This window comes from Sphingopyxis sp. YF1 (genome assembly GCF_022701295.1).
In the GTDB taxonomy this organism is placed as follows: domain Bacteria; phylum Pseudomonadota; class Alphaproteobacteria; order Sphingomonadales; family Sphingomonadaceae; genus Sphingopyxis.
The window spans coordinates 704,653-729,908 of record NZ_CP033204.1; the positions used below are offsets into that span (position 1 = coordinate 704,653).

General features: G+C 66.3%; 27 protein-coding genes. 20 read left to right on the plus strand and 7 right to left on the minus strand.

Going from position 1 to position 25,256, the window contains the following annotated elements; translation table 11 throughout:
• Together EAO27_RS03490 and EAO27_RS03495 are read right to left on the minus strand one after the other, a co-directional pair.
• The gene (locus tag EAO27_RS03490; RefSeq protein ID WP_242777148.1) at positions 1-1,785 is read right to left on the minus strand and encodes a cation:proton antiporter; all 1,785 of its coding nucleotides are present in this window, start codon (positions 1,783-1,785) and stop codon (positions 1-3) included.
• Between the two features lie 65 nt (positions 1,786-1,850).
• Positions 1,851-3,065 (minus strand): NADP-dependent isocitrate dehydrogenase, encoded by a 1,215-nt coding sequence (locus EAO27_RS03495; protein ID WP_242777150.1) that lies wholly within the window; start codon positions 3,063-3,065, stop codon positions 1,851-1,853.
• A 139-nt stretch (positions 3,066-3,204) separates the two neighbouring features.
• On the opposite strand from EAO27_RS03495, the gene EAO27_RS03500 reads away from it, so the two are divergent.
• Together EAO27_RS03500 and EAO27_RS03505 are read left to right on the plus strand one after the other, a co-directional pair.
• Positions 3,205-3,939 (plus strand): phosphatidylserine decarboxylase, encoded by a 735-nt coding sequence (locus EAO27_RS03500; protein ID WP_242777152.1) that lies wholly within the window; start codon positions 3,205-3,207, stop codon positions 3,937-3,939.
• Position 3,940: 1 nt separating this feature from the next.
• Entirely contained in the window at positions 3,941-4,714 is a 774-nt protein-coding gene (locus tag EAO27_RS03505) for a phosphatidylcholine/phosphatidylserine synthase (RefSeq protein WP_242777154.1), read from the plus strand.
• On the opposite strand, the gene EAO27_RS03510 is transcribed toward EAO27_RS03505, so the two are convergent.
• Positions 4,698-4,952, minus strand: a complete 255-nt coding sequence (locus EAO27_RS03510) for a hypothetical protein (protein WP_242777156.1) — start codon at positions 4,950-4,952, stop codon at positions 4,698-4,700. The genes EAO27_RS03505 and EAO27_RS03510 overlap by 17 nt on opposite strands.
• A gap of 308 nt (positions 4,953-5,260) precedes the next feature.
• On the opposite strand from EAO27_RS03510, the gene rpsB reads away from it, so the two are divergent.
• The 13 genes from rpsB to EAO27_RS03575 all read left to right on the plus strand — a co-directional run bounded on the left by rpsB (position 5,261) and on the right by EAO27_RS03575 (position 17,222).
• Complete coding sequence (rpsB, locus tag EAO27_RS03515; protein ID WP_242777158.1) at positions 5,261-6,088, plus strand: 30S ribosomal protein S2; 828 nt, start codon at positions 5,261-5,263, stop codon at positions 6,086-6,088.
• A 137-nt stretch (positions 6,089-6,225) separates the two neighbouring features.
• The gene (gene tsf / locus EAO27_RS03520) at positions 6,226-7,152 is read left to right on the plus strand and encodes a translation elongation factor Ts (RefSeq protein ID WP_242777160.1); all 927 of its coding nucleotides are present in this window, start codon (positions 6,226-6,228) and stop codon (positions 7,150-7,152) included.
• Positions 7,153-7,268: 116 nt separating this feature from the next.
• A complete protein-coding gene (pyrH, locus tag EAO27_RS03525) occupies positions 7,269-8,000 on the plus strand; it encodes a UMP kinase (protein ID WP_242777162.1) in 732 nt (243 codons plus the stop codon).
• Positions 8,001-8,029: 29 nt separating this feature from the next.
• Complete coding sequence (frr, locus tag EAO27_RS03530) at positions 8,030-8,584, plus strand: ribosome recycling factor (RefSeq protein WP_242777164.1); 555 nt, start codon at positions 8,030-8,032, stop codon at positions 8,582-8,584.
• 31 nt (positions 8,585-8,615) lie between these two features.
• Positions 8,616-9,329, plus strand: a complete 714-nt coding sequence (uppS, locus tag EAO27_RS03535; RefSeq protein ID WP_242777166.1) for a polyprenyl diphosphate synthase — start codon at positions 8,616-8,618, stop codon at positions 9,327-9,329.
• Between the two features lie 2 nt (positions 9,330-9,331).
• Positions 9,332-10,006 (plus strand): phosphatidate cytidylyltransferase, encoded by a 675-nt coding sequence (locus EAO27_RS03540; RefSeq protein WP_242777168.1) that lies wholly within the window; start codon positions 9,332-9,334, stop codon positions 10,004-10,006.
• A gap of 1 nt (position 10,007) precedes the next feature.
• Positions 10,008-11,171, plus strand: coding sequence for a 1-deoxy-D-xylulose-5-phosphate reductoisomerase (locus tag EAO27_RS03545; RefSeq protein WP_242777170.1), 1,164 nt, complete (start codon positions 10,008-10,010; stop codon positions 11,169-11,171).
• Positions 11,164-12,297 (plus strand): RIP metalloprotease RseP, encoded by a 1,134-nt coding sequence (gene rseP / locus EAO27_RS03550; RefSeq protein ID WP_242780420.1) that lies wholly within the window; start codon positions 11,164-11,166, stop codon positions 12,295-12,297. The genes EAO27_RS03545 and rseP overlap by 8 nt, the downstream gene beginning before the upstream one ends.
• Before the next feature lie 70 nt (positions 12,298-12,367).
• Positions 12,368-15,067 carry an outer membrane protein assembly factor BamA gene (gene bamA, locus EAO27_RS03555; RefSeq protein ID WP_242777172.1) on the plus strand — a complete coding sequence of 900 codons (2,700 nt, stop codon included), beginning with the start codon at positions 12,368-12,370 and terminating at the stop codon, positions 15,065-15,067.
• The gene (locus tag EAO27_RS03560) at positions 15,067-15,738 is read left to right on the plus strand and encodes an OmpH family outer membrane protein (protein WP_242777174.1); all 672 of its coding nucleotides are present in this window, start codon (positions 15,067-15,069) and stop codon (positions 15,736-15,738) included. Before bamA ends, EAO27_RS03560 begins: the two co-directional genes overlap by 1 nt.
• A 6-nt stretch (positions 15,739-15,744) precedes the next feature.
• A complete protein-coding gene (gene fabZ, locus EAO27_RS03565; RefSeq protein WP_242777176.1) occupies positions 15,745-16,224 on the plus strand; it encodes a 3-hydroxyacyl-ACP dehydratase FabZ in 480 nt (159 codons plus the stop codon).
• Positions 16,225-16,333: 109 nt separating this feature from the next.
• Positions 16,334-16,561, plus strand: a complete 228-nt coding sequence (gene rpmE / locus EAO27_RS03570) for a 50S ribosomal protein L31 (protein WP_058457605.1) — start codon at positions 16,334-16,336, stop codon at positions 16,559-16,561.
• A gap of 49 nt (positions 16,562-16,610) precedes the next feature.
• A complete protein-coding gene (locus EAO27_RS03575; RefSeq protein WP_242777178.1) occupies positions 16,611-17,222 on the plus strand; it encodes an rRNA adenine N-6-methyltransferase family protein in 612 nt (203 codons plus the stop codon).
• 6 nt (positions 17,223-17,228) lie between these two features.
• On the opposite strand, the gene EAO27_RS03580 is transcribed toward EAO27_RS03575, so the two are convergent.
• Both EAO27_RS03580 and EAO27_RS03585 read right to left on the minus strand, forming a co-directional pair.
• Positions 17,229-18,701 (minus strand): glycerol kinase, encoded by a 1,473-nt coding sequence (locus EAO27_RS03580; protein WP_242777180.1) that lies wholly within the window; start codon positions 18,699-18,701, stop codon positions 17,229-17,231.
• Between the two features lie 73 nt (positions 18,702-18,774).
• Positions 18,775-19,656: an MBL fold metallo-hydrolase gene (locus EAO27_RS03585; RefSeq protein WP_242777182.1), complete on the minus strand. Its 882-nt coding sequence runs from the start codon at positions 19,654-19,656 to the stop codon at positions 18,775-18,777.
• 64 nt (positions 19,657-19,720) lie between these two features.
• Between EAO27_RS03585 and EAO27_RS03590 the strand changes: the two genes are divergently transcribed.
• The 5 genes from EAO27_RS03590 to EAO27_RS03610 all read left to right on the plus strand — a co-directional run bounded on the left by EAO27_RS03590 (position 19,721) and on the right by EAO27_RS03610 (position 24,068).
• Positions 19,721-20,062, plus strand: coding sequence for a metalloregulator ArsR/SmtB family transcription factor (locus EAO27_RS03590; protein WP_242777183.1), 342 nt, complete (start codon positions 19,721-19,723; stop codon positions 20,060-20,062).
• Positions 20,059-20,589: a rhodanese family protein gene (locus EAO27_RS03595; protein WP_242777185.1), complete on the plus strand. Its 531-nt coding sequence runs from the start codon at positions 20,059-20,061 to the stop codon at positions 20,587-20,589. Before EAO27_RS03590 ends, EAO27_RS03595 begins: the two co-directional genes overlap by 4 nt.
• Position 20,590: 1 nt before the next feature.
• Positions 20,591-21,349, plus strand: a complete 759-nt coding sequence (locus EAO27_RS03600; protein WP_242777187.1) for a sulfite exporter TauE/SafE family protein — start codon at positions 20,591-20,593, stop codon at positions 21,347-21,349.
• A gap of 235 nt (positions 21,350-21,584) precedes the next feature.
• On the plus strand, positions 21,585-22,985 hold the full coding sequence (locus EAO27_RS03605) for a DEAD/DEAH box helicase (RefSeq protein WP_242777189.1): 1,401 nt from the start codon (positions 21,585-21,587) through the stop codon (positions 22,983-22,985).
• A 48-nt stretch (positions 22,986-23,033) separates the two neighbouring features.
• Positions 23,034-24,068 carry an alpha/beta hydrolase gene (locus tag EAO27_RS03610; RefSeq protein ID WP_242777191.1) on the plus strand — a complete coding sequence of 345 codons (1,035 nt, stop codon included), beginning with the start codon at positions 23,034-23,036 and terminating at the stop codon, positions 24,066-24,068.
• On the opposite strand, the gene EAO27_RS03615 is transcribed toward EAO27_RS03610, so the two are convergent.
• Both EAO27_RS03615 and EAO27_RS03620 read right to left on the minus strand, forming a co-directional pair.
• Positions 24,022-24,774 (minus strand): alpha/beta fold hydrolase, encoded by a 753-nt coding sequence (locus tag EAO27_RS03615; protein WP_242777193.1) that lies wholly within the window; start codon positions 24,772-24,774, stop codon positions 24,022-24,024. The genes EAO27_RS03610 and EAO27_RS03615 overlap by 47 nt on opposite strands.
• A gap of 47 nt (positions 24,775-24,821) precedes the next feature.
• Entirely contained in the window at positions 24,822-25,064 is a 243-nt protein-coding gene (locus EAO27_RS03620) for a hypothetical protein (RefSeq protein ID WP_242777195.1), read from the minus strand.
• Between the last annotated feature and the right edge of the window lie 192 nt (positions 25,065-25,256).

Genomic DNA, 25,256 nt, shown 5'->3' on the forward strand with positions numbered 1-25,256 from the left:
CTACGCGGCGTCGCCCTCGGGTGCCGGGCGGCGGACCTTGCGGATGCGCGGTTCCTGGTCGAGATCGCCCTTGGTCATGATGTCGTGGCGCATCTTGGCGCGCACGTCGTGGATCGACGCGATCACGGGCCCCATCGCGACGCCCAGGTCGATCAGCACTGCTTCGGCGAGTTGCAGCGAGCTTTCGAGCGTTTCGGGCACGGCGTCGCTCGCCCCGGCCTGATACAGCGCCGCCGCGTGATCCGCATCGCGCGCGCGGCTGATGATCGGTAGTCTGGGATGAGTCTTGCGCAGATGGCGCGTCATGCGCAGCTGCTGCACCGGATCGTCCATCGTCAGCACGATCGCGTCGGCCTGTTCGATCCCCAGCTTGTCGAGGCTGCCCGGCCGGGCGACGTCGGCGAAGCGTACCGCAAAGCCGTCCCGCCGCGCCGCCGCGACGGTGTCGATGTCGGCATCGACCGCAATATAGGGGCGGTCGTGCTGGCGCAGCAGTTCGGCGACGGTGCGGCCGACGCGGCCGAAGCCGACGATGACGGTGCGGCTTGTCGGCGTGTCCTCATGCGACGCGGCCTCGCTTCCCATTTCGATCCGCCGCGCGATGTCGTGGCCGACCCGCGCGAGCAGCGGGGTGATGGTCAGCCCGATCGCGGTGACCAGCTGCCAGAATTCGGCGGTATCGCGGCTGATGATCTGTGCCTGGAGCGCGGTCGCGAGCACGATCAGCGTGGTTTCCGACGGACTCGACATCAGCAGCCCGACCTCGGCCGCGGTGCCGCGTCGCGCGACGTTCGAGAAACGCAGCAGCGCCGCGGTGACGATCGCCTTGATCGCGACCACCCCGACCACCGCAGCGACGAGTTGCGGCCATTGTTCGGCGATCGTCTCGAGGTTGAGGCCCATGCCGACGCTGATCAGGAACACCCCGAGCGCGAGGCCCTTGAACGGCGCGGTGATCGCCTCGACCTCGCCATGATATTCGGTCTCGGCGATCATCAGGCCGGCGAGCAATGCGCCGACGATCGGCGACAGGCCGACCGCCGCGGTCGCCAGCGCGGCGACGATCACGACGAGCAGGCTGGCGGCGAGGAAAAGTTCGGGGTCCTTGGCGCGCGCGGCCTGCGCGAAGATGCGCGGCAGCAGGAACCAGCCGCCGATCGCGAGCGCTGCGACGACGAGCGCGCCCTGCCACAGTGTCGTCAATAGCAGTTCGGTGCTGTCGCCGGCAGCGGTGGGGCCGAAGGCGGCGAGGATGAAGATGATCGGGACGAGCGCGAGATCCTCAAACAGCAGCATCGAGAAAGAGGCGCGGCCGACCGCCGACTTGGTGCCGGCGATCGGCAGCACCAGCGCGGTCGATGACAGCGCGAGCGCGATGCCGAGCCCGAAGGCGGCGGGGGTCGAATAATCGGTGAGCAGCATCAGCGCACCGCCGAGGATCAGCCCGCCGAGCGCGAGTTCGGCGGCGCCGATGCCGAACACCAGCTTGCGGAGCTGCCACAGGCGCCGGAACGACAGTTCGAGCCCGATCGAGAACAGCAGCAGGATGATGCCGAGTTCGGCAAAGAGCGCGATGTCCTCGGTCGACCCGATCGTGACATGTTCGAGCCACGGATAGTCGGCGGCGAGCGCACCGAGCCCCGACGGGCCGACGAGCAGTCCGACGAGGATGAAGCCGATGACGGGCGAGATGCGGAACCGCGCGAAGGCGGGGATGACGATGCCTGCCGCACCGAGGACCACCAGCGCGTTGCCGATGGCCGATGTTTCGCTTTCGGATACCATTGGGGCCGACCTTATGCAGGCCGGCCCCGGTTGGCTAGTCGTCCATGTCAACCTCTTCGGTTGTTTCAGGCGCCCATCTTCTTTTCGAGGTTTTCGACGATCGCTTCGAAGAAGCCCTCGGTGGTCAGCCAGTTCTGGTCGGGGCCGATCAGCAGCGCGAGATCCTTGGTCATCTTGCCGCTTTCGACCGTCGCAACGCAGACCTTTTCGAGGTCGTCGGCGAACTTGGTCACCTCGGGGGTGCCGTCGAGCTTGCCGCGATGCTTGAGTCCGCCGGTCCAGGCGAAGATCGACGCGATCGGGTTGGTCGAGGTCGCCTTGCCCTGCTGGTGCATGCGGTAGTGACGGGTGACGGTGCCGTGCGCGGCTTCCGATTCGACCGTCTGGCCGTCGGGGGTCATCAGCACGCTGGTCATCAGCCCCAGCGAGCCGAAGCCCTGCGCGACGGTGTCCGACTGGACGTCGCCGTCGTAGTTCTTGCAGGCCCAGACGAACTTGCCCGACCATTTCAGCGCCGAAGCGACCATGTCGTCGATCAGGCGGTGTTCGTAGACGATGCCGAGCGCGTCGAACTTCGCCTTGAATTCGGCCTGGAACACTTCCTCGAACAGGTCCTTGAAGCGGCCGTCATAGGCCTTGAGGATGGTGTTCTTGGTCGACAGATACACCGGCCACTGGCGCGCGAGGCCGTAGTTGAGGCTGGCGCGCGCGAAGTCGCGGATCGAATCGTCGAGGTTGTACATGCCCATCGCGACGCCCGACGAGGGGAACTGGAACACTTCCTCGTCGATCAGCGTGCCGTCCTCGCCCTCGAACACGAGGCGCAGCTTGCCGGGGCCGGGGACGCGGAAATCGGTCGCCTTGTACTGGTCGCCGAAGGCGTGGCGGCCGACGACGATCGGGTCGGTCCAGCCGGGAACGAGGCGCGGAACATTCTTCATCACGATCGGTTCGCGGAAGACGACGCCGCCGAGGATGTTGCGGATCGTGCCGTTCGGCGATTTCCACATCTTCTTGAGGCCGAATTCCTCGACGCGTGCCTCGTCGGGGGTGATCGTCGCGCACTTGACGCCGACGCCGTGCTTCTTGATCGCGTTCGCGGCCTCGACGGTGATCTTGTCGTCGGTGCGGTCGCGTTCCTCGATACCGAGGTCGTAATAATGAAGGTCGACGTCGAGATAGGGGAGGATCAGGCGCTCGCGGATCCACTGCCAGATGATCCGGGTCATTTCGTCGCCGTCGAGTTCGACGACCGGGTTCACTACCTTGATCTTGCCCATATGCGTGCCTTTTCCTTGGGGAGTCGAGTTGCAGCGGGCCTTAGGCAAAGCCGAGCGATTGTTCAACCGTGACGGTGGAAGGCCCGGCGCGGCCATATTCGATTGTCAGTGCCAAATCCGGTCCGTAGAAGAGGCGCCCATGTCCTCCATCATCTCTTCGAACCGCCCCGGGGGCGGCATCAAATGGCAGTGGCCGGCGATCCATCCCGAGGGGCGCAAGTTCCTGCTGATCGCGGCGATCGTCACGCTCTGCTTCTGGCTTCTGGGCTGGGAAATCGCCGGCTGGCTGATGCTCGGCATCACGCTGTGGGTCGGGGCCTTCTTCCGCGATCCGGTGCGCGTCACCCCGACCGGAAGCGACCTGATCGTCGCGCCCGCCGACGGACTGGTGACGCAGATCGCCGAAGTGCCGCCGCCGCCCGAAATCGCCGGCCCCGACGGGCTGGGCGATGCGCCGATGCTGCGCGTGTCGATTTTCATGAGCGTGTTCGACGTCCACATCAACCGCACCCCGATCGCCGGCACGCTGCGCAAGATCGCCTATATCCCGGGCAAATTCGTCAACGCCGATCTCGACAAGGCGAGCGAAGAGAATGAGCGCCAGCATTTCGTCGTCGAACGCGGCGACGGGCTGCGTGTCGGCTTCACCCAGATCGCCGGGCTCGTCGCGCGCCGGATCCTGCCCTTCGTCAGCATGGGGCAGGAGGTGTCGACGGGGCAGCGCATCGGGCTGATCCGTTTCGGCAGCCGCGTCGATGTCTATCTGCCCGCGGGCACAACGTCGCAGGTGCTGCTCGGCCAGCGCACGCTCGCGGGCGAGACGATCGTCGCGCGCATCGGGACCGCGGCGACGCTCGACGGCATCGGGCAATAACATGACCGACGAAGCGGATCGCGTCGCGGGCGCCGACCGGCGCCGCATCGGCGGAATCCCGCTGCGTGCTTTCGCGCCCAACGCGATCACCATCCTCGCGCTCTGTTCGGGCCTGACCGGTGTCCGTTTCGGCATCGACGGCGACTGGGCGGCGGCGATCACGATGATCATCGTCGCGGGGGTGCTCGACGGCATGGACGGGCGCATCGCGCGCCTGCTGCGCGCGCAGAGCAAGTTCGGCGCCGAGCTCGATTCGCTGTCCGACGTCATCGCCTTCGGCGTGTCGCCCGCGATGATCCTCTTTCTCTGGTCGCTGCAATATGCGCCGAAATTCGGCTGGACCGCGGCGCTCGCGCTGGCGGTGTGCTGCGCGCTGCGGCTGGCGCGCTTCAACTCGCGCATGGATGCCGATTTCCAGCCGCACAAGTCGGCGGGTTTCATGACCGGCATTCCCGCGCCGGCGGGGGCGGGACTGTCCTTCGTTCCGGTCTATCTGTGGCTGGTCACGGGCAACGAGCTGTTCCGCCAATGGTATCTGGTGATGCCCTGGGCGCTGGCGGTCGCGATGCTGATGATCTCGGCGATCCCGACCTACAGCTGGTCGTCGTTCCGCCTGCGCCGCTCGTGGCGGCTGTTCGCGCTCGCCGGGGTCGGCCTGTTCGGCGCGGCGCTGGTCACCGCGCCCTGGTGGACGCTGCTCGGCGTATGCGCCGTCTATATGGCGCTGCTGCCGTTCGGCCTCGCGAGTTACGCGCGCATCAGGCGGCGCGGCTGAGCGCCGGCCGGGTCTGACGGGCGGGGCGCGGCGCGTCACGGCGCGCCGCCGAACGACGAAGCGTCACCACCTGCGCGGCCGCGCCCGGGTGCGGAGCGCCCGGAACCGGAAAGGCGCCTTCGCCGAGCAGCGCCGAGAGAATCGCGCTTTCATTGTTCCTGAGCATCGCGATGATCACGGTGACGCCGAGCCCGGCGGCAACGGCGAAGAGAAGAGCGGCAGCGACCTGAACCATCATCTTGTCCTTCCGGTTTCTTTGTGCGAAACCCCGATTCTCATGGGACGGCTTCGTTGCGCAATTCGTTCCATGTTCCCTTTTTGTTCTCAACGCAATTGCGATGAAACGAGTGTTTTCATCGATGAGTTGAATGCGCCCCCCGGGCGGGTCGGCGTCGGACGATAAGGCGTCGCCTCTTGCCTTTGGCGGAAAAGGTCGCTAACGGGCCGCCCATTCCACATGGAAGGCGCACATAACCGGTGCCGGGTTCCGTCGCTTGCGACCCCCGGTTCTTGCTTTCCAGAGGACCAACCGGAAGGAGAAAGACCATGGCGGCACCTGTCGTCACGATGCAGAATCTTATCGAAGCTGGCGCCCACTTCGGCCACCAGACCCACCGTTGGAACCCGCGCATGAAGCCGTATATCTTCGGCGCGCGCAACGGCATCCACATCCTCGACCTGTCGCAGACCGTGCCGCTCTTCGCGCGCGCGCTCGACTTCGTCTCGTCGACCGCGGCCGCGGGCGGCAAGGTGCTGTTCGTCGGCACCAAGCGCCAGGCGCAGGGCCCGATCGCCGATGCGGCCCGCGCTTCGGGTCAGCATTTCGTCAACCACCGCTGGCTGGGCGGCATGCTCACCAACTGGAAGACGATCTCGAACTCGATCAAGCGCCTCAAGGCGCTCGAAGAGCAGCTTTCGGGCGACACCTCGGGCCTTACCAAGAAGGAAGTGCTCAACAAGACCCGTGAACGCGACAAGCTTGAGCTCAGCCTCGGCGGCATCCGCGACATGGGCGGCATTCCCGACGTGATGTTCGTGATCGACGCGAACAAGGAAGAGCTGGCGATCAAGGAAGCCAACGTGCTTGGCATCCCCGTCGTCGCGATCCTCGACTCGAACGTCTCGCCCGACGGCATCGCCTTCCCGGTTCCGGCGAACGATGACGCCGCCCGCGCGATCCGCCTCTATTGCGACGCCGTGGCCCAGGCCGCGACCCGCGGTGGACAGCAGGCCCGCGCCGGCCGCGGTGAAGATCTGGGTGCGGCCGTCGAGCCCGTCGCCGAGCCCGTGCTCGTCGAGACTGCTCCGGTGACCGAGGACGAACAGGTCCCGGCCGAAGCCGCCGCCGAAACCGAACGTCAGGGCGACGCGTAAGCGCGCTTCGATGACGGGACGGCGCGCGGCGTGATGCCCGCGCCGTCCCGGTCATCATTCTGACTTGTCGCGCCGCCATGCGCGCGGCGCACCGGCAGGCCGAACGTGAGCCTGCCCCTTTTGGAAAGGAATATCCCATGGCTGAGATTACGGCCGCCCTCGTCAAGGAACTGCGCGACCGCACCGGCGCCGGCATGATGGACTGCAAGAAGGCACTCGCTGAAAACGGCGGTGACATCGAGGCGTCGATCGACTGGCTGCGCACCAAGGGCCTCGCCGCCGCCGCCAAGAAGGCCGGCCGCGTCGCCGCCGAAGGTCTTGTCGGCGTCGCCACCGACGGCACCCGCGGTGCGATGGTCGAGATCAACAGCGAGACCGACTTCGTCGCCAAGAACGAACAGTTCCAGGGTTTCGTCCGCGACGTGACGCAGGTTGCGCTCGCCGGCAACGTCACCGACATCGAGGCGCTGGGCGCGGCGGCTTACCCCGCCGGCGGCACCGTCGCCGAAGCGCTGACGCAGAATATCGCGACGATCGGCGAAAACCAGTCGCTGCGCCGCACCGCGATCGTTTCGGTCGGCTCGGGCGTCGTCACCGGCTATGTCCATAACGCCGCGGCACCCGGCATGGGCAAGATCGGCGTGCTTATCGCGCTCGAATCGACCGCGGGCGCCGATGTGCTCGAACCCCTCGGCAAGCAGCTGGCGATGCACGTCGCCGCCGCGAACCCGCTGGCGCTGAACGGCGACGACCTCGACGCCGACCTCGTCGCCCGCGAGCGTTCGATCGCCGAGGAAAAGGCCGCCCAGTCGGGCAAGCCGGCCGAGATCGTCGCGAAGATGGTCGACGGCGCGATCGCCAAGTACCGCAAGGAAAACGCGCTGCTGTCGCAGCTGTTCGTGATGGACGGCAAGACCCCGGTCGCCGAAGTCGTCGCCGCCGCCGGCAAGGACGTCGGTGCGACGATCACGCTCAAGGGCTTCGTCCGCTTCCAGCTCGGTGAAGGCATCGAGAAGGAAGAAAGCGATTTCGCAGCGGAAGTCGCTGCGGTCGCCGGCGCCTGACACAGGACTGCGCGATTGCCGCGCCCGGCGCGCGGCAGTCCGCTTGGCAATGGCGCGCACTCTCACTAGGGTGCGCGCCATTCGCTTGTTGAGACGAAGCAAGAGGTTCCCCCGACATGGCATTGCCCGGCCTGAAACGCATATTGCTCAAGCTTTCGGGCGAAGCGCTGATGGGGCCCAGTCCCTTCGGGATCGATCCCGAAACGGTCGCGAGCATGGCGGCCGAGGTCAAGGAAGCCAAGGATCGCGGGCTCGAAATCTGCCTCGTCATCGGCGGCGGCAACATCTTTCGCGGTATGGCCGGGGCCGCCAAGGGCATGGACCGCGCGCAGGCCGACTATATGGGCATGCTCGCCACCGTGATGAACGCGCTCGCGATGCAGAATGCGCTCGAGCAGCTCGGCGTCGAAACCCGCGTCCAGTCGGCGATCGAGATGGACAAGGTGTGCGAGCCGGTGATCCGCCGCCGCGCCGAGCGCCATATGGAAAAGGGCCGCGTGGTGATTTTCGCCGCGGGTGTCGGGGCGCCCTATTTCACCACCGACAGCGGCGCCGCGTTGCGCGCCGCCGAGATGAAGTGCGACGCGCTGCTCAAGGGCACGAGCGTCGACGGCGTCTATAACGCCGACCCCAAGAAGGACCTGACCGCGGTCCGTTACGACCGGTTGAGCTATGATCGTGTGCTCGCCGACAATCTGAAGGTGATGGACGCCAGCGCCGTGGCGCTGTGCCGCGACAACCAGATTCCGATTGTCGTGTTCAATATTCGCGAAGCCGGCAATCTGGCGCGGGTGCTGGCGGGCGAGGGCGTCTCGACCGTCGTTGGCGACGCCGCCGGAAATGCCTGAGCGCGAAACATTCAAGAGAGGAAGAGACGATGGCGAAATATGACAAGGCCGACCTCGAGCGCCGCATGCACGGCGCGGTCGAATCGCTGAAGAGCGACCTTTCGGGCCTCCGCACCGGGCGCGCGCACACCGCACTGCTCGATCCAGTGACGGTCGAGGTCTATGGCAGCCACATGCCGCTCAACCAGGTCGCTTCGGTCAGCGCCCCCGAACCGCGCATGCTGTCGGTGCAGGTGTGGGACAAGTCGAATGTCGGCCCGGTCGACAAGGCGATCCGTTCGGCGGGGCTCGGGCTCAACCCGATCGTCGACGGCCAGACGCTCCGCCTGCCGATCCCCGAAATGACGCAGGAGCGCCGCAAGGAGCTGTCGAAGCTCGCCGGTCAGTACGCCGAAAAGGCGCGCGTTGCGGTCCGCAACGTCCGCCGCGACGGCATGGACAATCTCAAGACCGACGAGAACAAGAAGGAAATCAGCGAGGACGATCGCAAGCGGTCGGAGACCGACGTCCAGAAACTGACCGACGCGACGATCGCCGAAATCGATGCTGCCGCGAGCGCCAAGGAAAAGGAAATCCTGGGCTAGTGCTTTCGGGCACCATTCTCTCTTCCGCTCGATGCGAACGGATTTTGAGGTTTTTTGGGTGACAGTTTCCAATCACGGCGCGCGTCACGTCGCCATCATCATGGACGGCAACGGCCGCTGGGCGAAGAAGCGCTTTCTGCCGCGCGTCGCGGGCCACAAGGCAGGCGTCGAGGCGGTGCGTACGATCGTGCGCGCCGCGGCCGGCATGGGGCTGGAGGCGCTGACCCTCTACGCCTTCTCGTCGGAGAACTGGAAACGGCCCGAGGAAGAGGTCAGCGACTTGATGGGGCTGATGAAGCGCTTCATCCTCAGCGACCTCGACGAATTCGCCGCCAATGACGTGAAGCTGAAGATCATCGGCAACTGGCGCGCGCTCGCGCCCGATGTCGTCGCGCTGATCGACAATGCGCTCGAACGGACTGCGGGCAACAAGCGCACGACGCTGGCGGTCGCACTCAACTATGGCGCGCAGGACGAACTGGTCCGCGCCGCGACCGCCGCGGCGGCCGACGGCGCGATCACCGAAGCGGGGATCGAGGCGCATCTCGACACCGCCGACCTGCCGCCGCTCGACCTGCTCATCCGCACCTCCGGCGAGGTGCGCCTGTCGAACTTTCTGCTCTGGCAGGCAGCCTATGCCGAGCTTTATTTTACCGACAAGCTGTGGCCCGATTTCAAGCCGGCCGATTTGCAGGCGGCGCTCGATCAATTTGCGCGGCGCGAACGCCGCTACGGGGGACTTTGACTATGGCGGCGGGCAAATCGGATCTGATGGTGCGCGCGGGATCGGCGGTGATCCTGCTGGCGATTGCGGGCGCCGCGCTGTGGTTCGGGGGAATCGCCTTCGCCTTGCTGTTGCTCGTCGGCGGCGCCTTGCTGCTCGTCGAATGGTTCGCGCTGGTCCGCGCGATGACGCTGGGCGGCGGGGCCAAGGGCGCGCTGATGGCCGCCGGGCCGCTGCTCGCCGCCGGTGCGGTGGCGGGGCTCTGGTTCATCCGCGAGAATCTGGGCATGACCGCGGCGCTCTGGGTGTTCGGCATGGTGTGGGCGACCGATATCGGCGCCTATTTCGCCGGACGCGCGTTCGGGGGCGCGCGGCTCGCACCGGCCATCAGCCCGTCGAAGACCTGGTCGGGCCTGTTCGGCGGCATGATCGCGGCGCTTGTCGCGAGCGCGACGATCGGCGATCGCGCCGGGATCGTCGGCGTGCCGTTGTGGATCGGCCTGTTCATGGGGCTCGTCGCGCAGCTCGGCGACCTTGCGCAAAGCTGGATGAAGCGCCGCGCCGGGGTCAAGGATTCGGGCAAGCTGATCCCCGGACACGGCGGCGTCTTCGATCGCGTCGACGGGCTGCTGCCGGTCGCGCTGATCCTCGGCGCGCTCGCCTTTGCGGGCGATATCGCGGTGCGGGCGGCCGGCTGAGATGACACGCCGCCTCTCGCTGTTCGGCGCCACGGGATCGGTCGGGCAATCGACCCTCGATCTCGTGCGCCGCGACGGCGAGGCGTGGCAGGTGGATGTGCTCACCGCAAACAGCGACGTCGCCGTGCTGGCGAAGCTGGCACAGGAATTTCGTCCCGGCCTCGCGGTGATCGCCGACGAGGCGCGCTATCATGACCTCGCGGCGGCGCTGGCCGGCACCGGGATCGAAACCGCGGCGGGTGCCGATGCGCTGGTCGAGGCCGCGCGGCGACCCGCCGATCTGGTCATGGCGGCGATCGTCGGCTGCGCGGGGCTGGCCCCGACGATGGCGGCGCTCGAAGCCGGCACGCCGGTCGCGCTCGCCAACAAGGAATCGCTCGTTTCGGCCGGGGCGCTGATGACCGCCGCGGCGAAGCGTTCGGGGGCGGCGATCCTGCCCGTCGACAGCGAACATAATGCCATCTTCCAGTGCCTTGCGGGCGGTCGGATCGATCAGGTTCGCCGCATCATCCTGACCGCGAGCGGGGGACCTTTCCGCACGATGGGTGCCGCCGACATGGCGCAGGTGACCCCGGCGCAGGCGGTGGCGCATCCCAACTGGTCGATGGGCGCCAAGATCAGCGTCGATTCGGCGACGATGATGAACAAGGGGCTCGAACTGATCGAGGCGCATCACCTGTTCCCCGTCGGACTCGACCGCATCGAAATCCTCGTCCACCCGCAATCGGTGATCCACAGCCTCGTCGAATATGTCGACTGCTCGACGCTCGCGCAGCTCGGCTCGCCCGACATGCGCATCCCGATCGCCAGTGCGCTCGCCTGGCCCGACCGCATGGCGACGCCCTGCGCGCCGCTCGACCTCGCGAGCATCGCGCGGCTCGATTTCGAGGCGCCCGACGAAGTCCGTTTCCCTGCGACCGCGCTGTGCCGCGCGGCCATCGCCGAGGGTGGCGCACGCCCCGCGCAGCTCAACGCCGCCAACGAGGTCGCCGTTGCCGCCTTCCTGGCGGGGCGCATTTCCTTCCCCGCGATCGTCGATACGGTGAAGCGCGTGCTCGATGTCGCCGCGCCGCCGCCGCCTGCGTCGCTTCACGACATATTCAGCGTCGATGCGTCATCGCGCGCGGCTGCACAGCATTTTGTGGACCAGCTCGAACATGCTTGAATCCCCCGGCTTCCTTTTCACGATCCTCGCCTTCCTGCTCGTGCTCGGGCCGCTCGTCTTCGTGCACGAATATGGCCATTATATCGTCGGCCGCTGGTGCGGGGTGAAGGCCGAGACCTTCTCGATCGGTTTCGGGCGCAAGATCCTCGGCTGGACCGACAAGCGCGGGACTGAATGGAAGCTCGGCTGGCTGCCGCTCGGCGGTTATGTCCAGTTCGCCGGCGATCGCGATGCGGTGAGCCAGCCCGACGCCGACTGGCAGGCGCTGCCTGAGGCCGAACGGGCGCACACATTTCCCGCGCAGCCGGTATGGAAGCGCGCGCTGATCGTCCTTGCAGGGCCGGTCACCAATTTCCTGTTCGCGATCCTGATCCTTGCCGGTTTTGCGTGGCTGGGCGGGGTTGCAACCAACCCCGCGGTGGTCGGGACGGTGCAGGCAGGGTCGGCCGCCGACGCCGCCGGCCTGCGCCCGGGCGACCATATCCTGTCGATCGATGGGCGGGCGATCGACAAGTTCGTCGATATCCCGATGGCGGTTGCGCACCGGCCGGGCGAGGCGATGGAGGTCCGTTTCGAGCGCGGCGGCGCGATCGAGGCGGTTCGCCTGACCCCGCGGCTGGTCAAGGAAAAGGACGCCTTCGGCAATGATTTCGAGCGCGCGCTGATCGGGATCGGTCAGGGCGCGCCGGTCTTCGAGCCGGTGCCGCTGGTCGAAGCGCCGGGTGTCGCCATACGCCAGACGGGGCAGATCGTCCGCCAGACCGTCGAAGTGCTCGGCCAGTTGCTGAGCGGCAACCGCTCGATCAAGGATCTGAGCGGCCCGGTGAAGATCGCCAAGGTTTCGGGCGAGGCGGCGGCGATGGGCGTCGTGTCGCTGATCTTCCTGATCGCCCTCGTTTCCATCAATCTGGGGTTCATAAACCTGTTGCCATTGCCGATGCTCGATGGCGGCCATTTGCTCTTTTACGCCTATGAAGCGGTGCGGCGGCGGCCGGCACCCCCACAGGCGCAGGAATGGGCATTTCGGGTCGGCTTCGCGGCGATCGTCACCTTGATGCTGGTCGTGACTTTCAACGATTTGGGCGCAATCGGGGCGTGGGACCGGATCGCGCGCTTGATTGGATAAGCGGACTGGGGCAGGAGTGCGCGCGGGCCCGTCGGGATGCGGGGTCGACGCTTTTGGATATTTTTGCGGGATGAACAGCGTGGCTTCACACAAATTTTCGGCGCGGACGCGGCTGGCGGCGCTTCTCCTGACGGGAACGATGCTCGCGGGCCCCGCGCTCGCGCAAGGCGTGCCGCCGCCCGCGGTGCCCGCTCCGGCGGTTCCTGCGCCCGCGGCGGAGGCCGCACCGGTCGCGGCGACGGTGCGCTCGATCACCGTCACCGGCAACCAGCGGCTCGAAGCGCAGACGATCCTTTCCTACCTTCGCCTCCGCGTCGGCCAGCCTTATGATCGCGCGACGCTCGATCAGGCGCTCAAGGATCTGGCGGCGACCGAGCTGTTCAAGGATTTCCAGATCAGCGACGACAATGGTGCGCTGACGATCCAGGTGACCGAGAATCCGGTGATCAACCGCGTGATCCTTGAGGGCAACAAGCGCCTCAAGGAAGACAAGATCCGGCCCGAGATCAAGCTCTCGCCGCGCCAGATATTCACCCGCTCGAAAGTGCGCGCCGACGTTGCGCGCATCATCGAGCTCTACAAGCGTCAGGGCCGCTTCGCCGCGACCGTCGAGCCCAAGATGGTGTCGCTCGACCAGAACCGCGTCGACGTGGTGTTCGAGATCAACGAGGGGCCGAAATCCAAGGTCCGTCAGATCAGCATCATCGGCAACGAGAAGTTCAGCGACGGCGATCTCAAGGACGAAATGGCGACCAAGGAGTCGGGGCTGCTGACGATCCTGTCGTCGAACACCAGCTACGATCCCGACCGTCTGGCTTATGACCAGCAGAAGCTGCGTCTTTTCTACCTGCAGAACGGCTATGCCGACTTCCGCGTCATTTCGGCGGTCGCAGAACTGACGAGCAACAAGCAGGACTTCATCATCACCTATGTGGTCGAGGAAGGCGAGCGATACAAATTCGGTCCGATCGAGGTCGAAAGCGAATTGCGCGACTTCCGGCCCGAGACGCTCAAGGCGCTGCTTCCGATGAAGGACGGCGACTGGTACGATGCGAAGCTGGTCGAGGACACGGTCGAAAGCCTGAGCGAGACCGCGGGATTGTTCGGCTATGCCTTTGCCGACATCAATCCCGAATTCCGGCGCGACCCCGAAAACCGGACGATGTCGATCACCTTCAACGTCGCCGAAAGCCCGCGGACTTATGTCGAGCGCATCGACGTCAACGGAAACACGCTGACGCAGGACAAGGTCGTCCGCCGCGAGTTCCGCCTGAACGAAGGCGACGCCTTCAACAGCTTCGGGGTCAAGCGCACCGAGAATCGCATCAACAGCCTGGGCTATTTCCAGGAAAATCTGACGATCGACCGCAAGGAGGGCAGTGCGCCCGATCGCATCATCCTCGAAACCAATGTCGAGGAAAAGCCGACGGGTGAATTGTCGCTGTCGGCGGGCTTCTCGTCGATCGAGAATTTCCTGCTCCAGGCTTCGGTGCGTCAGCGCAACTTCCGCGGCCTCGGTCAGCAGCTCCAGGCGTCGGTCAATTATTCGAGCTATTCGAAGTCGGTCGAGCTCGGCTTCACCGAACCCTATCTGTTCGACAAGAATGTCTCGATCGGTGGCAGCATCTATCGCCGCGACCTCAATTCGTTCAACTTCATCAACAATGATCGCCGTACGACGTTCGAACAGGTGACGACGGGCGGACAGATCACCGTCGGCGTGCCGCTGACCGAATATCTGTCGGCGTTCGGGCGCTACAGCCTCAACTTCGACGACGTCTCGCTCGACAAGTCGCTCTATTATTTCGGTGGCGAATGCGATCCGCTGATCGCCGGCCGTTATCTCTGCGATGCAATTGGCAAGCGCACGACCTCGCTGCTCGGCTTCACCATCGCTTATGACGACCGCGACAACCGTATCCGTCCGACGCGCGGCCAGTCGCTCTCGCTCAGCCAGGATTTTGCCGGCCTCGGCGGCAGCGTCAAATATGTGCGCACGCGCGCATCGGCCAGCAAGCATTTCAATCTCGGCAGCCGTTTCATCCTGAACGTCTCGGCCGAGGGCGGCTATATCTATCCGTTCGGTGGGCGTCCGACACCGACCAGCGACAAGATTCGCCTGACCGATCGTTTCTTCCTCGGCGAGCCGCAGATGCGCGGCTTCGACATCCGCGGCGTCGGCCCGCGCGTGATCCGCTACGGCAACGTCGATCTGACCGATCCGGCCAATCCTATTCTGGACACGTCGCTCGACAATCGCAATTCGCGGATCGACGATGCACTCGGTGGCCGCGCATATTATCAGGGACGTCTTGAGGTTGATATTCCGCTCGGTACCGGGGCAAAGGAACTGGGTTTGCGGCCGTCGGTTTTTCTTGATGTCGGGTCCGTTTTTGGCGTCAAGCGACCGACGTTGACGGTTCTTGAGGATTTCCGGGATACGCGACCCGGTGTCGAGGGCTCCGGGCTGATCAAGTCGCTGTGTCGCAATGCGAGCACCGGTACGACACAATTCGCAAACCGCGAACTCGACAGCAATAATCAGCCCACGGGCACTCAATATACACGCTGCGATTCGGGTTTCTCTCGCCTCGACCCCTTCGAGGAGCGCTTCTTCGGCGACACGTGGCTGCCGCGCGTCGCGATTGGCGCCGGGGTCAACTGGAACTCCCCCTTCGGTCCTTTCCGGATCGACTTCGCTTACGCCCTTCGCAAAGAAGAGGGCGATGACACCAAACGCTTCTCATTCAACGTAGGAACCCAATTCTAATGAAGAAAATTTTCACCGCTTCGGCGCTGGCCGTTGCCGCGCTTTCGGTTTCGCCCATGTTCGCCGCGCCGGCGGCCGCCCAGTCGCGGACCGGTATCGCCGTTGCCGATCTCGAAGGCGCGGTCCGCCGTTCGGGCGCCATGACCACGGCTGCCCAGCAGATCCAGACAACCTACAAGGCGCAGATCGACCAGTATAACGCCCGTGCGACCACGCTGCAGGCCGAACTCGACGTGCTGACCGCGAAGATGCGCGAAGAGGCGAGCAAGGCGACGCCGAACCAGACCACACTGCAGACGATGGGCAAGGAACGTCAGGACAAGTCGCAGGCCGCGCAGCGCGAACTGGCGCAGATCGAAAGCCCCTATGCGACCGCCGCGACCTATGCGCAGGAACAGATCCAGCTGCGCCTGAACGACGCGGTCAAGGCCGCGATGACGGCCAAGAAGGTCGATCTGCTGCTCAACCCCGAAGCGGTGCTGGCGCGCGAGAACAACGCCGACATCACCGATGCCGTGGTGGCCGAACTCAACCGCCTCGTCCCGTCGGTGTCGACCGCGGTGCCGCAGGGCTATCAGCCGGGCCAGCTGCTCCAGAACGCCGCGCGTGCGGCGCAGGGCGCGGCTCCGGCTGCTCCGGCACCCACCGGCAGCGCCCCGACGACGCGCTAAACGATCATGGCCGACGGGGAAAATACGGACGGCGCCATGGGTCCGGTGGATATCCGCCGGATCCTGACGCTGTTGCCGCATCGTTATCCAATGCTGCTCGTCGACCGGGTGGAATCGATGGTGAAGGACACCTCGATCCACGCGGTCAAGGCAGTGACGATCAATGAGCCCTTTTTTCAGGGGCATTTCCCCGGCCGGCCGATCATGCCCGGCGTTCTCATCGTCGAGGCGCTGGCGCAGGCCGGCGGCGTGCTGGCGATCGAATCGCTCGGCCTCGCGGGCACCGGCAAGCTCGTCTATTTCATGGCGATCGATGGGGTGAAGTTCAGAAAGCCGGTCGAACCCGGCTGCCTGCTCGACCTTCACGTCGCGATCGTCCAGGCCAAGCGCAACATCTGCAAGTTCGAGGGCAAGGCGATGCTGAACGGCGCGCTGGCGGCCGAATGCCAGTTCACCGCGATGATCGCCGATCCGCCGGGCGACTGAGTCCAGCCCCTTGCCAAACCGGCCGGCGCCCATTAGGGGACGCGGCTTCGCGCCCCTGGGCGCAGGACTCACGCGGCTGGTCGGAAACCAGCGGCACAGGAGCAGACAGATGAAAAAAGACATCCACCCCGACTATCACATGATCACCGTCAAGATGACCGACGGCACCGAATATCAGACGCGCTCGACCTGGGGCAAAGAGGGCGACGTGATGACGCTCGAAATCGACCCCACCGCGCACCCGGCGTGGACCGGCGGCACCGGCCGCATGCTCGACGCGGGCGGTCAGGTTGCGAAGTTCAACAAGCGCTTCGGTGGTCTGACCCTCAAGCGCTGATCGGGGTAATGGCCGAATTTGACGCAACCGTCCGGATGAGGGGGACGCGATGAACGAGGCCAAGACCTTCCTCGAACCGTTGGCGGGCTTCGCGCTCGACAGCTGGGCGCGCCTGACGCAGCGGCCCTATGTGCCGCATTCGCTGACCAAGCTGCGCAACCTCGCGGTGGCCCAGCGCCTGTCGGGCGCGACCACCGCGATCGAGGTTGGCTCGTACAAGGGCGTGACGACCAAGAGGCTGTCGCGCCACTTCGACCAGGTGGTGTCGATCGAAATCGACCCGGCGCTCCATGCGATCGCGTCGAAACGCTGCGCCAGCCGATCGAACGTCCAGATTCTGCTCGGCGATGGCGCCGACCTGTTGCCGCAGATCGTTTCGCGCACCCGCAACTGCCTGTTGTTTCTCGACGGACATTTCAGCGGCGGCGAGACGGGGCACGGCGACGAACCCGAACCGGTGCTCAAGGAGCTCGATCACATCGCGGCGTCGATCGACAATGTCGTGGGTGTCGTGGTCGACGATTTCCGGCTGTTCGGGGTCGAGGGCGGCTGGCCGCGAAAGTCCGAAGTGCTGGCGAAGCTCGAGTATGTCTTCCCTGAAACGCACTGGACGCTGCTGATCCAGAACGACCAGTTCATCGCGGTTCGCCGCGCCGCCTGAACCTTTTCAGCCGACGATCTTTGCCAGCGCGTCCTGCCATCCGGCAAGGCGTGCCGCGCGTCGTTCGGCGCCGAGCGCCGGCGTGAAGCGCGTCGCGGTGCCGCGCATCGTGCTGGCGGCGGTTGCGAGGTCGGGATAGAGGCCAGCGCCCGTCGCCGCGAGCATCGCCGCGCCGAGCGCGGTGCTTTCGACGAAACCGGGGCGTTCGACGGTCAGGTTCAGCACGTCGGCCAGATCCTGCGCCATCCAGTCGTTCGCCGCCATGCCGCCGTCGATGCGCAGCTCCGCCCAGTCGACCCCATCGGCCGCGAACGCCGATTTGAGGTCGTGCGCCTGATAGGCCTGCGCCTCGAGCGCAGCGCGCGCGACATGCGCCTTGGTCGTCGCAAAATTCAGTCCCGACAGCGCCGCGCGCGCATCGGGGCGCCAGTGTGGTGCGCCGAGGCCGGCGAGCGCGGGGACCAGATAGGCGCCGCCATTGTCGGCCACCGAACGCGCCAGCCCTTCGCTCTCGCCCGCACTGGCGAGCAGCCCGAGCCCGTCGCGCAGCCACTTGATCAGGCTCCCCGCGACGAACACCGATCCTTCGAGCGCATAGCTGCGTCTGTCGTCTTCCTGCGCGAGCACCGTCGCGAGCAGCCGGTTGGCCGAATGCGGGCGCGTGGAACCGCTGGCCGACAGGATGAACGCTCCGGTGCCGAAGGTCGCCTTGGTCTGGCCGGGCGCGAGGCAATTCTGGCCGATCGTCGCCGCCTGCTGGTCGCCCGCCATGCCGCAGATCGCGATCGCGCCGCCGAACAGCGCGGGATCGGTCGTGCCGACGGTGGTGGTGCAGCCGGTGATTTCGGGCAGCAGCGACATGGGCACGTCGAACAGGTCGCACAGTCCCGCGTCCCAACCGCCCGCACCGTTGATATCCATCAGCAGCGTGCGCGACGCGTTGGTCGCATCGCTGATATGGATGCCGCCGGTCAGGCGGAAGACCAGATAGGATTCGATCGTTCCGACCGCGAGCCGATCGCCCGCATCCTTTAGCTGCGGCCAGTTCTTAAGCGCCCAGCCGATCTTGCTTCCCGAAAAATAGGGATCGAGCAGCAGCCCGCTCTTCGCCTGCACGGCTGCCTCGTGCCCCGCTGCCTTCAGCGCCGCGCAATCGTCGGCGGTGCGCCGGTCCTGCCAGACGATCGCGGGGGCCAGCGGCTCGCCCGTCGTGCGGTCCCAGAACACCACGGTTTCGCGCTGGTTGGTGATGCCGATCGCGGCGATCCGGTCTGCACCGCCTGCCTTGTCGATCATCGCGCGCGTGCAGGCGAGCGTTGCGTCCCAGATTTCGGCGGCGTCATGCTCGACCAGTCCGGGGCCCGGGTAATGCTGGCGAAACTCGCGTTGCGCGCTGCCGAGCGGGGTGCCGTCGGCGGCGAAGAGCATCGTCCGGGTCGATGTGGTCCCTTCGTCGATGACGATGATCTGTTCGGCCATTCCGCTCTCCCTTTGTCCCGGCATCTTGGGCGAGCGGAGCTGGCGACTCAAGCGCGATGGTCGCGCAACCGGGTCAGATCGTGTCGAGGGGTATCTTGAGGTAGCGTCGCCCATTGGCTTCGGCAGGCGGCAGGGCGCCGGCGCGGATATTGACCTGCAGCGACGGCAGGATCAGTTGGGGGGCCGCCAGCGTCCGATCGCGCGCGGTCCGCATCGCGACAAAATCGGCCTCGTCGACACCGTCGTGAACATGGACGTTCGCGCGTCGCTGATCCGCAACCGTCGTTTCCCAGACGGGATCGCTGCGGTCCCCGCCCGGATAGTCGTGACAGGTAAACAGCCGCGTTTCGCCGGGCAGGGCCAGGATCTTGCGGATCGATCGATAGAGCGTCCGCGCGTCGCCGCCCGGGAAATCGGCGCGTGCTGTGCCATAGTCGGGCTGGAACAGCGTGTCGCCGACGAAGGCGGCGTCGCCGATCAGATAGGTCACGCACGCGGGGGTGTGGCCGGGGGTGTGCAACACCCGGATGTCGAGGGTGCCCAGCGGCAGCGTGTCGCCGTCGTCGACCAGCCGGGTGAAATCGCGGCCGTCGGGCACGACGTCGTCGGCGGCGAATAGCGGCGCGAAAATCCGCTGCACGTCGCTGATGTGGCGGCCGATGACGATCGGGGCGCCGGAACGCGCATGGATATGGTGCGCCGCGGTCAGGTGGTCGGCATGGGCGTGGGTTTCGAGCACATAGGCGAGAGTGAGCCCGCGCGCGGCGACTGCATCGAGCAGGCGGTCGGCGCTGGCGGTCGAGGTGCGACCGTCGCGCTGGCTGAAATCGAGCACCGGGTCGATGATCGCGGCGACCCCGCTGGCGGGATCGGCAACGATATAGCTGATCGTGTTGGTGACGGGATCGAAGAAGCCCGAAACATCGGGGCGGGACGGGGCAGGGGAATCGGACATGCGGTCTCTCCTTTGTCTTTATATTAGTACTTGCTAAATTAGAATCAACTAATATATTCACGCCATGATCGACCTCACCCAATTCGACCTTGCGGAGTTCGAGGCGAGCGCCTCGCGCGCCGCCGCCCTGCTCCGTTCGCTCGCCAACGAGCGGCGACTGATGATCCTGTGCCAGCTCGCCGACGGCGAATTGTCGGTAGGTGCGCTGCTGCCGCGCGTCGGTCTGTCGCAATCGGCGCTGTCGCAGCATCTCGCGCTCCTTCGCGACGAAGATGTCGTTGCGACCCGGCGCGAGGGACAATCGGTTTTCTATCGCGTGTCGGACCCTGCGGCGATGCAGGTCATCGCGACGCTCGCCGGAATATTCTGCCCTCCCCCGAAAAGCCCGAAAGGAACGCCCCAATGACCCGTCTGACGCCCCTTCATCCCGCCGATCTCCAGGCGGGACTGGCCGCCGGCCATTATCGGATCGTCGATGTTCGCGAGCGCGACGAGTTCGCGCGTGTGCATATCGCCGATGCGATCAGCCTTCCCCTGTCGGGATGGGATAGGGCGCCGTTCGACCCCGCGTCGGGGCGCCAGCCGGTGTTCATGTGCCGCTCGGGTGCGCGGACCGCGGGGGCGTGCGATCGCCTGGCGGCGCGCGTTTCCGGCGACGCGTTTGTTCTGGAAGGCGGCCTCGACGCCTGGCTGCGCGCCGGGCTGCCCGTCGTGCGCGACAGGAAGGCGCCGATCGAACTGATGCGGCAGGTCCAGATCGCGGCGGGCACGCTCATTCTGCTGGGCGTACTGCTCGGCTGGATCGTCGCGCCCATCTGGTTCGGTCTGGCGGCGGCTGTCGGCGCCGGTCTGGTCTTTGCCGGCGTGACGGGCTTTTGCGGTATGGCGCGGCTGTTGCTGCACGCCCCCTGGAACCGCCGTCCGGCCGTTTGACATGATCGAAAGCCTTGCTCTCGCTGCGCTCGGCGGTGTGCTGATCGGGTTGTTGCTGACGCTGTTCGGCGGCGGCGGATCGGTGCTCGCGACGCCGTGGCTACTCTATGTGGTCGGGGTGTCCGATACGCATGCCGCCATCGCGACCTCGGCCGCGGCCGTCGCGGTCAATGCGGCGACTGGACTTGCGGCCCAGGCCCGCGCCGGGCGGGTCAAATGGCCGTGCGCCAGCCTTTTTGCGGTTGCCGGGCTGGCGGGGTCCGTTCTCGGCGCACGACTGGCGATGCAGGTCGACGGCGACATGCTGATCCGCGCCTTTGGCGGTGCGATGATCGCCATCGCGCTGTCGATGCTCGTGCCGCGCAAGAGTGAGGGCGATCCTGCGGTTCGGCTGACCGCGCCGATGATATGGAAGCTGGCGCCGGTCGGGTTCGTCGCCGGGCTGGCGGCGGGTTTTTTCGGCATCGGTGGCGGTTTTCTGATCGCACCGGGGCTGATGGCGGCGACGGGCATGACGCTCGCCAATGCCTCGGCTTCGTCGCTCGTTTCGGTGGCACTGTTCGGCAGTGCGACGAGCACGACCTATGCGCTCCACGGGCAACTGCTCTGGCCGCTGTTTCTCGCGCTCGTCGCCGGCGGGGCAGTGGGGACGATGCTCGCCATGCCGATCCTGCGCCGTATCGAGCGGCGCGTGACATGGCTTCGTTTTGGTTTTGCCACGCTGGTGATCGCCGTGGGTGCCTATATTCTGTTGCGCTGACGGGTTGCAAAATTGCGCTGGCTCTGCCATATGATGGTGCAGCGCAGCATGGCGGGCTTTCCCGCCGCAACCACCGGCAGCGTGATTTTCCCGCCCGATTTCAGGCGCGGGACGAGCCGGACCGGCGCTTTGTCCCCAGAGGCACCCTTTCACGCGGGTCGTTTCGAACCCGCGGCCGTGCGCCGTCCGTTCGATGCGAACGGGCGCTGTGCGCGTCGCCCATTGTGAGTAGAATATGACGACTTTCAACGACTTTGGCCTGCACGCCGACATCAACCGCGCGCTTGCCGCCAAGGATTATACCCAGCCGACCCCGATCCAGCAGCAGGCGATCCCGCCGCTGATGAAGGGCCGCGACCTGTGCGGCATCGCGCAGACCGGTACCGGCAAGACCGCGGGCTTTTCGCTGCCCTCGATCCATCACCTGATCACCTATCCGCACAAGACCAACCCGCGCAGCTGCCGCATGCTCGTGCTCGCGCCGACGCGCGAACTCGCCGCGCAGATTGCGCAGAGCTGCCGCGATTACGGCCGCTTCACCAAGCTGCGCGTCTCGACCGTCTTCGGCGGCGTGCCGATCAACAAGCAGATCCGCGACCTTGCGCAGGGCGTCGAAATCCTCGTCGCCACCCCGGGCCGCCTGCTCGACCTGATCGACCAGCGTGCGCTGCGCCTCGACGATGTCGAAATCTTCGTCCTCGACGAAGCCGACCAGATGATGGACATGGGCTTCATCCACTCGCTGCGCCGCATCGCCAAGCTGCTGCCGTCGCGCCGCCAGAACCTCTTCTTCTCGGCGACGATGCCGAAGGAAATCGCGCACCTCGCCGAACAGTTCCTTGAGGATCCGGTGACCGTGTCGGTGACGCCGCAGGCGACCACCGCCGAAAAGATCCGCCAATTCTCGACCTTCGTCGAGCAGAAGGAAAAGCAGGCGCTGCTCCATCACGTCATCAAGACGTCGGACATCGACCGCGCGCTGATCTTTACCCGGACCAAGCATGGCGCCGACCGCGTCGTGCGCCACCTGAAGGGTGCGGGCATCGAAGCCTTCGCGATCCATGGCAACAAGAGCCAGGCGCAGCGCACCACCGCGCTCCAGGCCTTCCGCTCGGGGCAGGTGCGCCTGCTCGTCGCGACCGACATCGCGGCGCGCGGCATCGACGTTTCGGGGGTCAGCCATGTGATCAACTTCGAAATCCCGAACGTCCCCGAACAATATGTCCACCGCATCGGCCGCACTGCGCGCGCCGGCGCCGAGGGCATCGCGATCAGCTTTGTCGCCCCCGACGAGCGTACCTATCTGCGCGACGTCGAGCGCGTCACGCGGACCAAATCCGAACCGATGCCGCTGCCGGAGGGGTTCAACGAAATGGTCCGCAACCTGCCCAAGCCGGTGCAGCCGCCGCGCGATACGGGCAGCAGGGGCCGCAACCCGCAGCGCCAGCGCGACGATGCGCTGGCCGGACGCGGTGAGGGCAATCGTGGCAACGGGCAGCCGCGCGGTGATCGTGGTCCGCGCCGCGAAGGTGCCGGCGCGGCGGGGGCCGATGGTCAGCCGCAGCGCAAGCGCCGCTTCCGCCCGCGCGGCGGCAAGGTCGGTGCGCACAAGGGTGCGGTCAAGCGCGTCGGTTGACGCCTCCGGCCCGGGCGCTAGGGTTGCGCCCGGGTCCGGGGAGGCAAGATGATCGACGATGAGGATTTCGAAGCGCCGCCACCGCGGCGCCCGATGCTGCGGCGCAAGCGGGTGCTCGTGCCGCTCTTCCTGCTGGTTGCGCTCCTCCTTTCCTTCCTCGCCCTGCGTACGCCGGACACCGACCGCGACGCGATGATTGCCAAATATGGCGGTCCCGACGCCAGCTTTGCGGCCGGCCCCGCGGGGCAGCGCATCCACTATCGCGATCAGGGCCGGCGCGACGCGCCGGCGCTGATCCTGCTCCACGGATCGAACGCCAGCCTTCACACCTGGGAACCGCTGGTGAAGCGCCTCGGCGGCGAATATCGCATCGTCACGCTCGACCTGCCGGGGCACGGCCTGACCGGCGGCACGCCCGACAAGGATTATTCGGCGGACGGCATGATGGCGGCGGTCGATGTCGTCGCGGCGAAACTCGGCCTCGATCATTTTGTCCTGGGTGGCAATTCGATGGGCGGCTGGGTGGCGTGGCGTTACGCCGTCGATCATCCGGATCGCGTCGATGCACTGCTCCTGTTCGATGCGGCCGGGATGCCGCTGCGTGCAGGGGAAAAGCGGCCCGAATCGAACATCGGTTTTCGCATACTCGAATATCGCTTCGGGCGCTGGCTCGCGACGCGGATCACTCCGCGGGCGCTGGTCGAACAGTCGCTGCGCGGGTCGGTCGAAAAACAGGCGATCGTCGATGAACCGATGATCGATCGCTACTGGGAACTGCTCCGCTTTCCGGGCAATCGCGAAGCGACGGTGCTGCGCGCGCGGATGGACCGCGAACCCGCGATGGCGGCGCGCGTCGGCGAGATACGCGCGCCGACGCTGATTCTGTTCGGTCGGCAGGACCGGCTGGTCAACGCGACCGCGGCGCAGACCTTTCACGAACGGATCGCGGGGTCGGACGTGCTGATCCTCGACGGCATCGGCCATCTGCCGATGGAAGAGGCGCCCGACGCGACCGCCGCGGCGGTTGCCGATTTCCTCAAGCGGCGGCTTGTTCTGCCGCCGGCTGGTCCAGAAACGCGCTGATCCGCGCCGCGACCGTCGCGGCGTGGGTGAAGGGGAAGAGGTGCGATCCCGGAACCACTTCGATCCGGGCTCCGTCGATCAACTGCGCGATCGTTTCGCCGTGGCAGGCGGGAACGACGCCGTCGCGTTCGCCCATCAGCACCAGCGTCGGGATGTTCTTGAGGTTGGGCAGCATCGCCGCGCTCGTCCAGCCCGCCATCGCCATCGTCTGATAGGCGAGGCCGAGCGGCGTCGCGGTCGGCAGCTTGAGCCCGCTTGCCAGCATGTCGTCGTCGAGCAGCGCCGCCCAGCCGATTCCCGGCGCCGCGACGGTCGGCGTCGTCGCCATCAGCACCAGCCGGCGTATCCGGGCGGGAAACTGGACCGCGACCTGTTGCGCCAGCGCGCCGCCCCAGCTGAACCCCGCGAGGTCGATGCGGGCGTGGCCGAACCGGTCGGCGATCTCGATCAGGATCGCCGCCATCGTCGGCGCGCCATAGGGCAGCAGCGCATCGGGCGACCCGCCGACCCCGGGCATGTCGAGTGTCCAGACCTCGCGTCCCGCCACCTGCGCCAGCAGCGGCGCTGCGGCTGCAATGTCGGCACCGATACCATTGAGAAAAAGGAGCGGCGTACCGGGAGCGCCTTCGCGCCAGCGGGCGACGCGCAGATGCATGCCATAGACGTGCTGCATGCTGAGGGTTGGCCGACCGCTGATCTTGCTCATCGGCCCGGTCTTGGCACAAGTCGGTGACCGGCGAAAGTCCGGCGGGATCAATGCGCCGGTTCGGCTGCCGCCCGTTCGGCCTGTTCGTAGCGAAGGCAGTCGAAAATCTTTGCGCCTGCGAGAAAAACCGAGCCGCTGCACGCGACGAGCAGCAGCTTGCCGCCCCAGCCGGGATATTGGTCGATATAGGTCATGCCGCGCGCGATCGCGCCGACGGCGAGCGCATAGATGATCAGGCAGGCCTCGAAACGGGTCTTGATGACGAACAGGCGTCCGATTTTCTTCAGCATCACCATTGCTCCAGCAAGAGCTGTGCCAGTGGCGCAAAACGGGGATTCGAGCCGTCGCACTTATGGTAAACTGTAAGTTAATCCGACAGGCAGGGGAAGGGGCAAGGCGCCCGCGCGCAGGAAAGCGGCGCCCCCGCACAAGGCGGAAGCGCCGCTGGCCGACAGCCCAGGGTCGCAGAAGGGCCGGCAGTT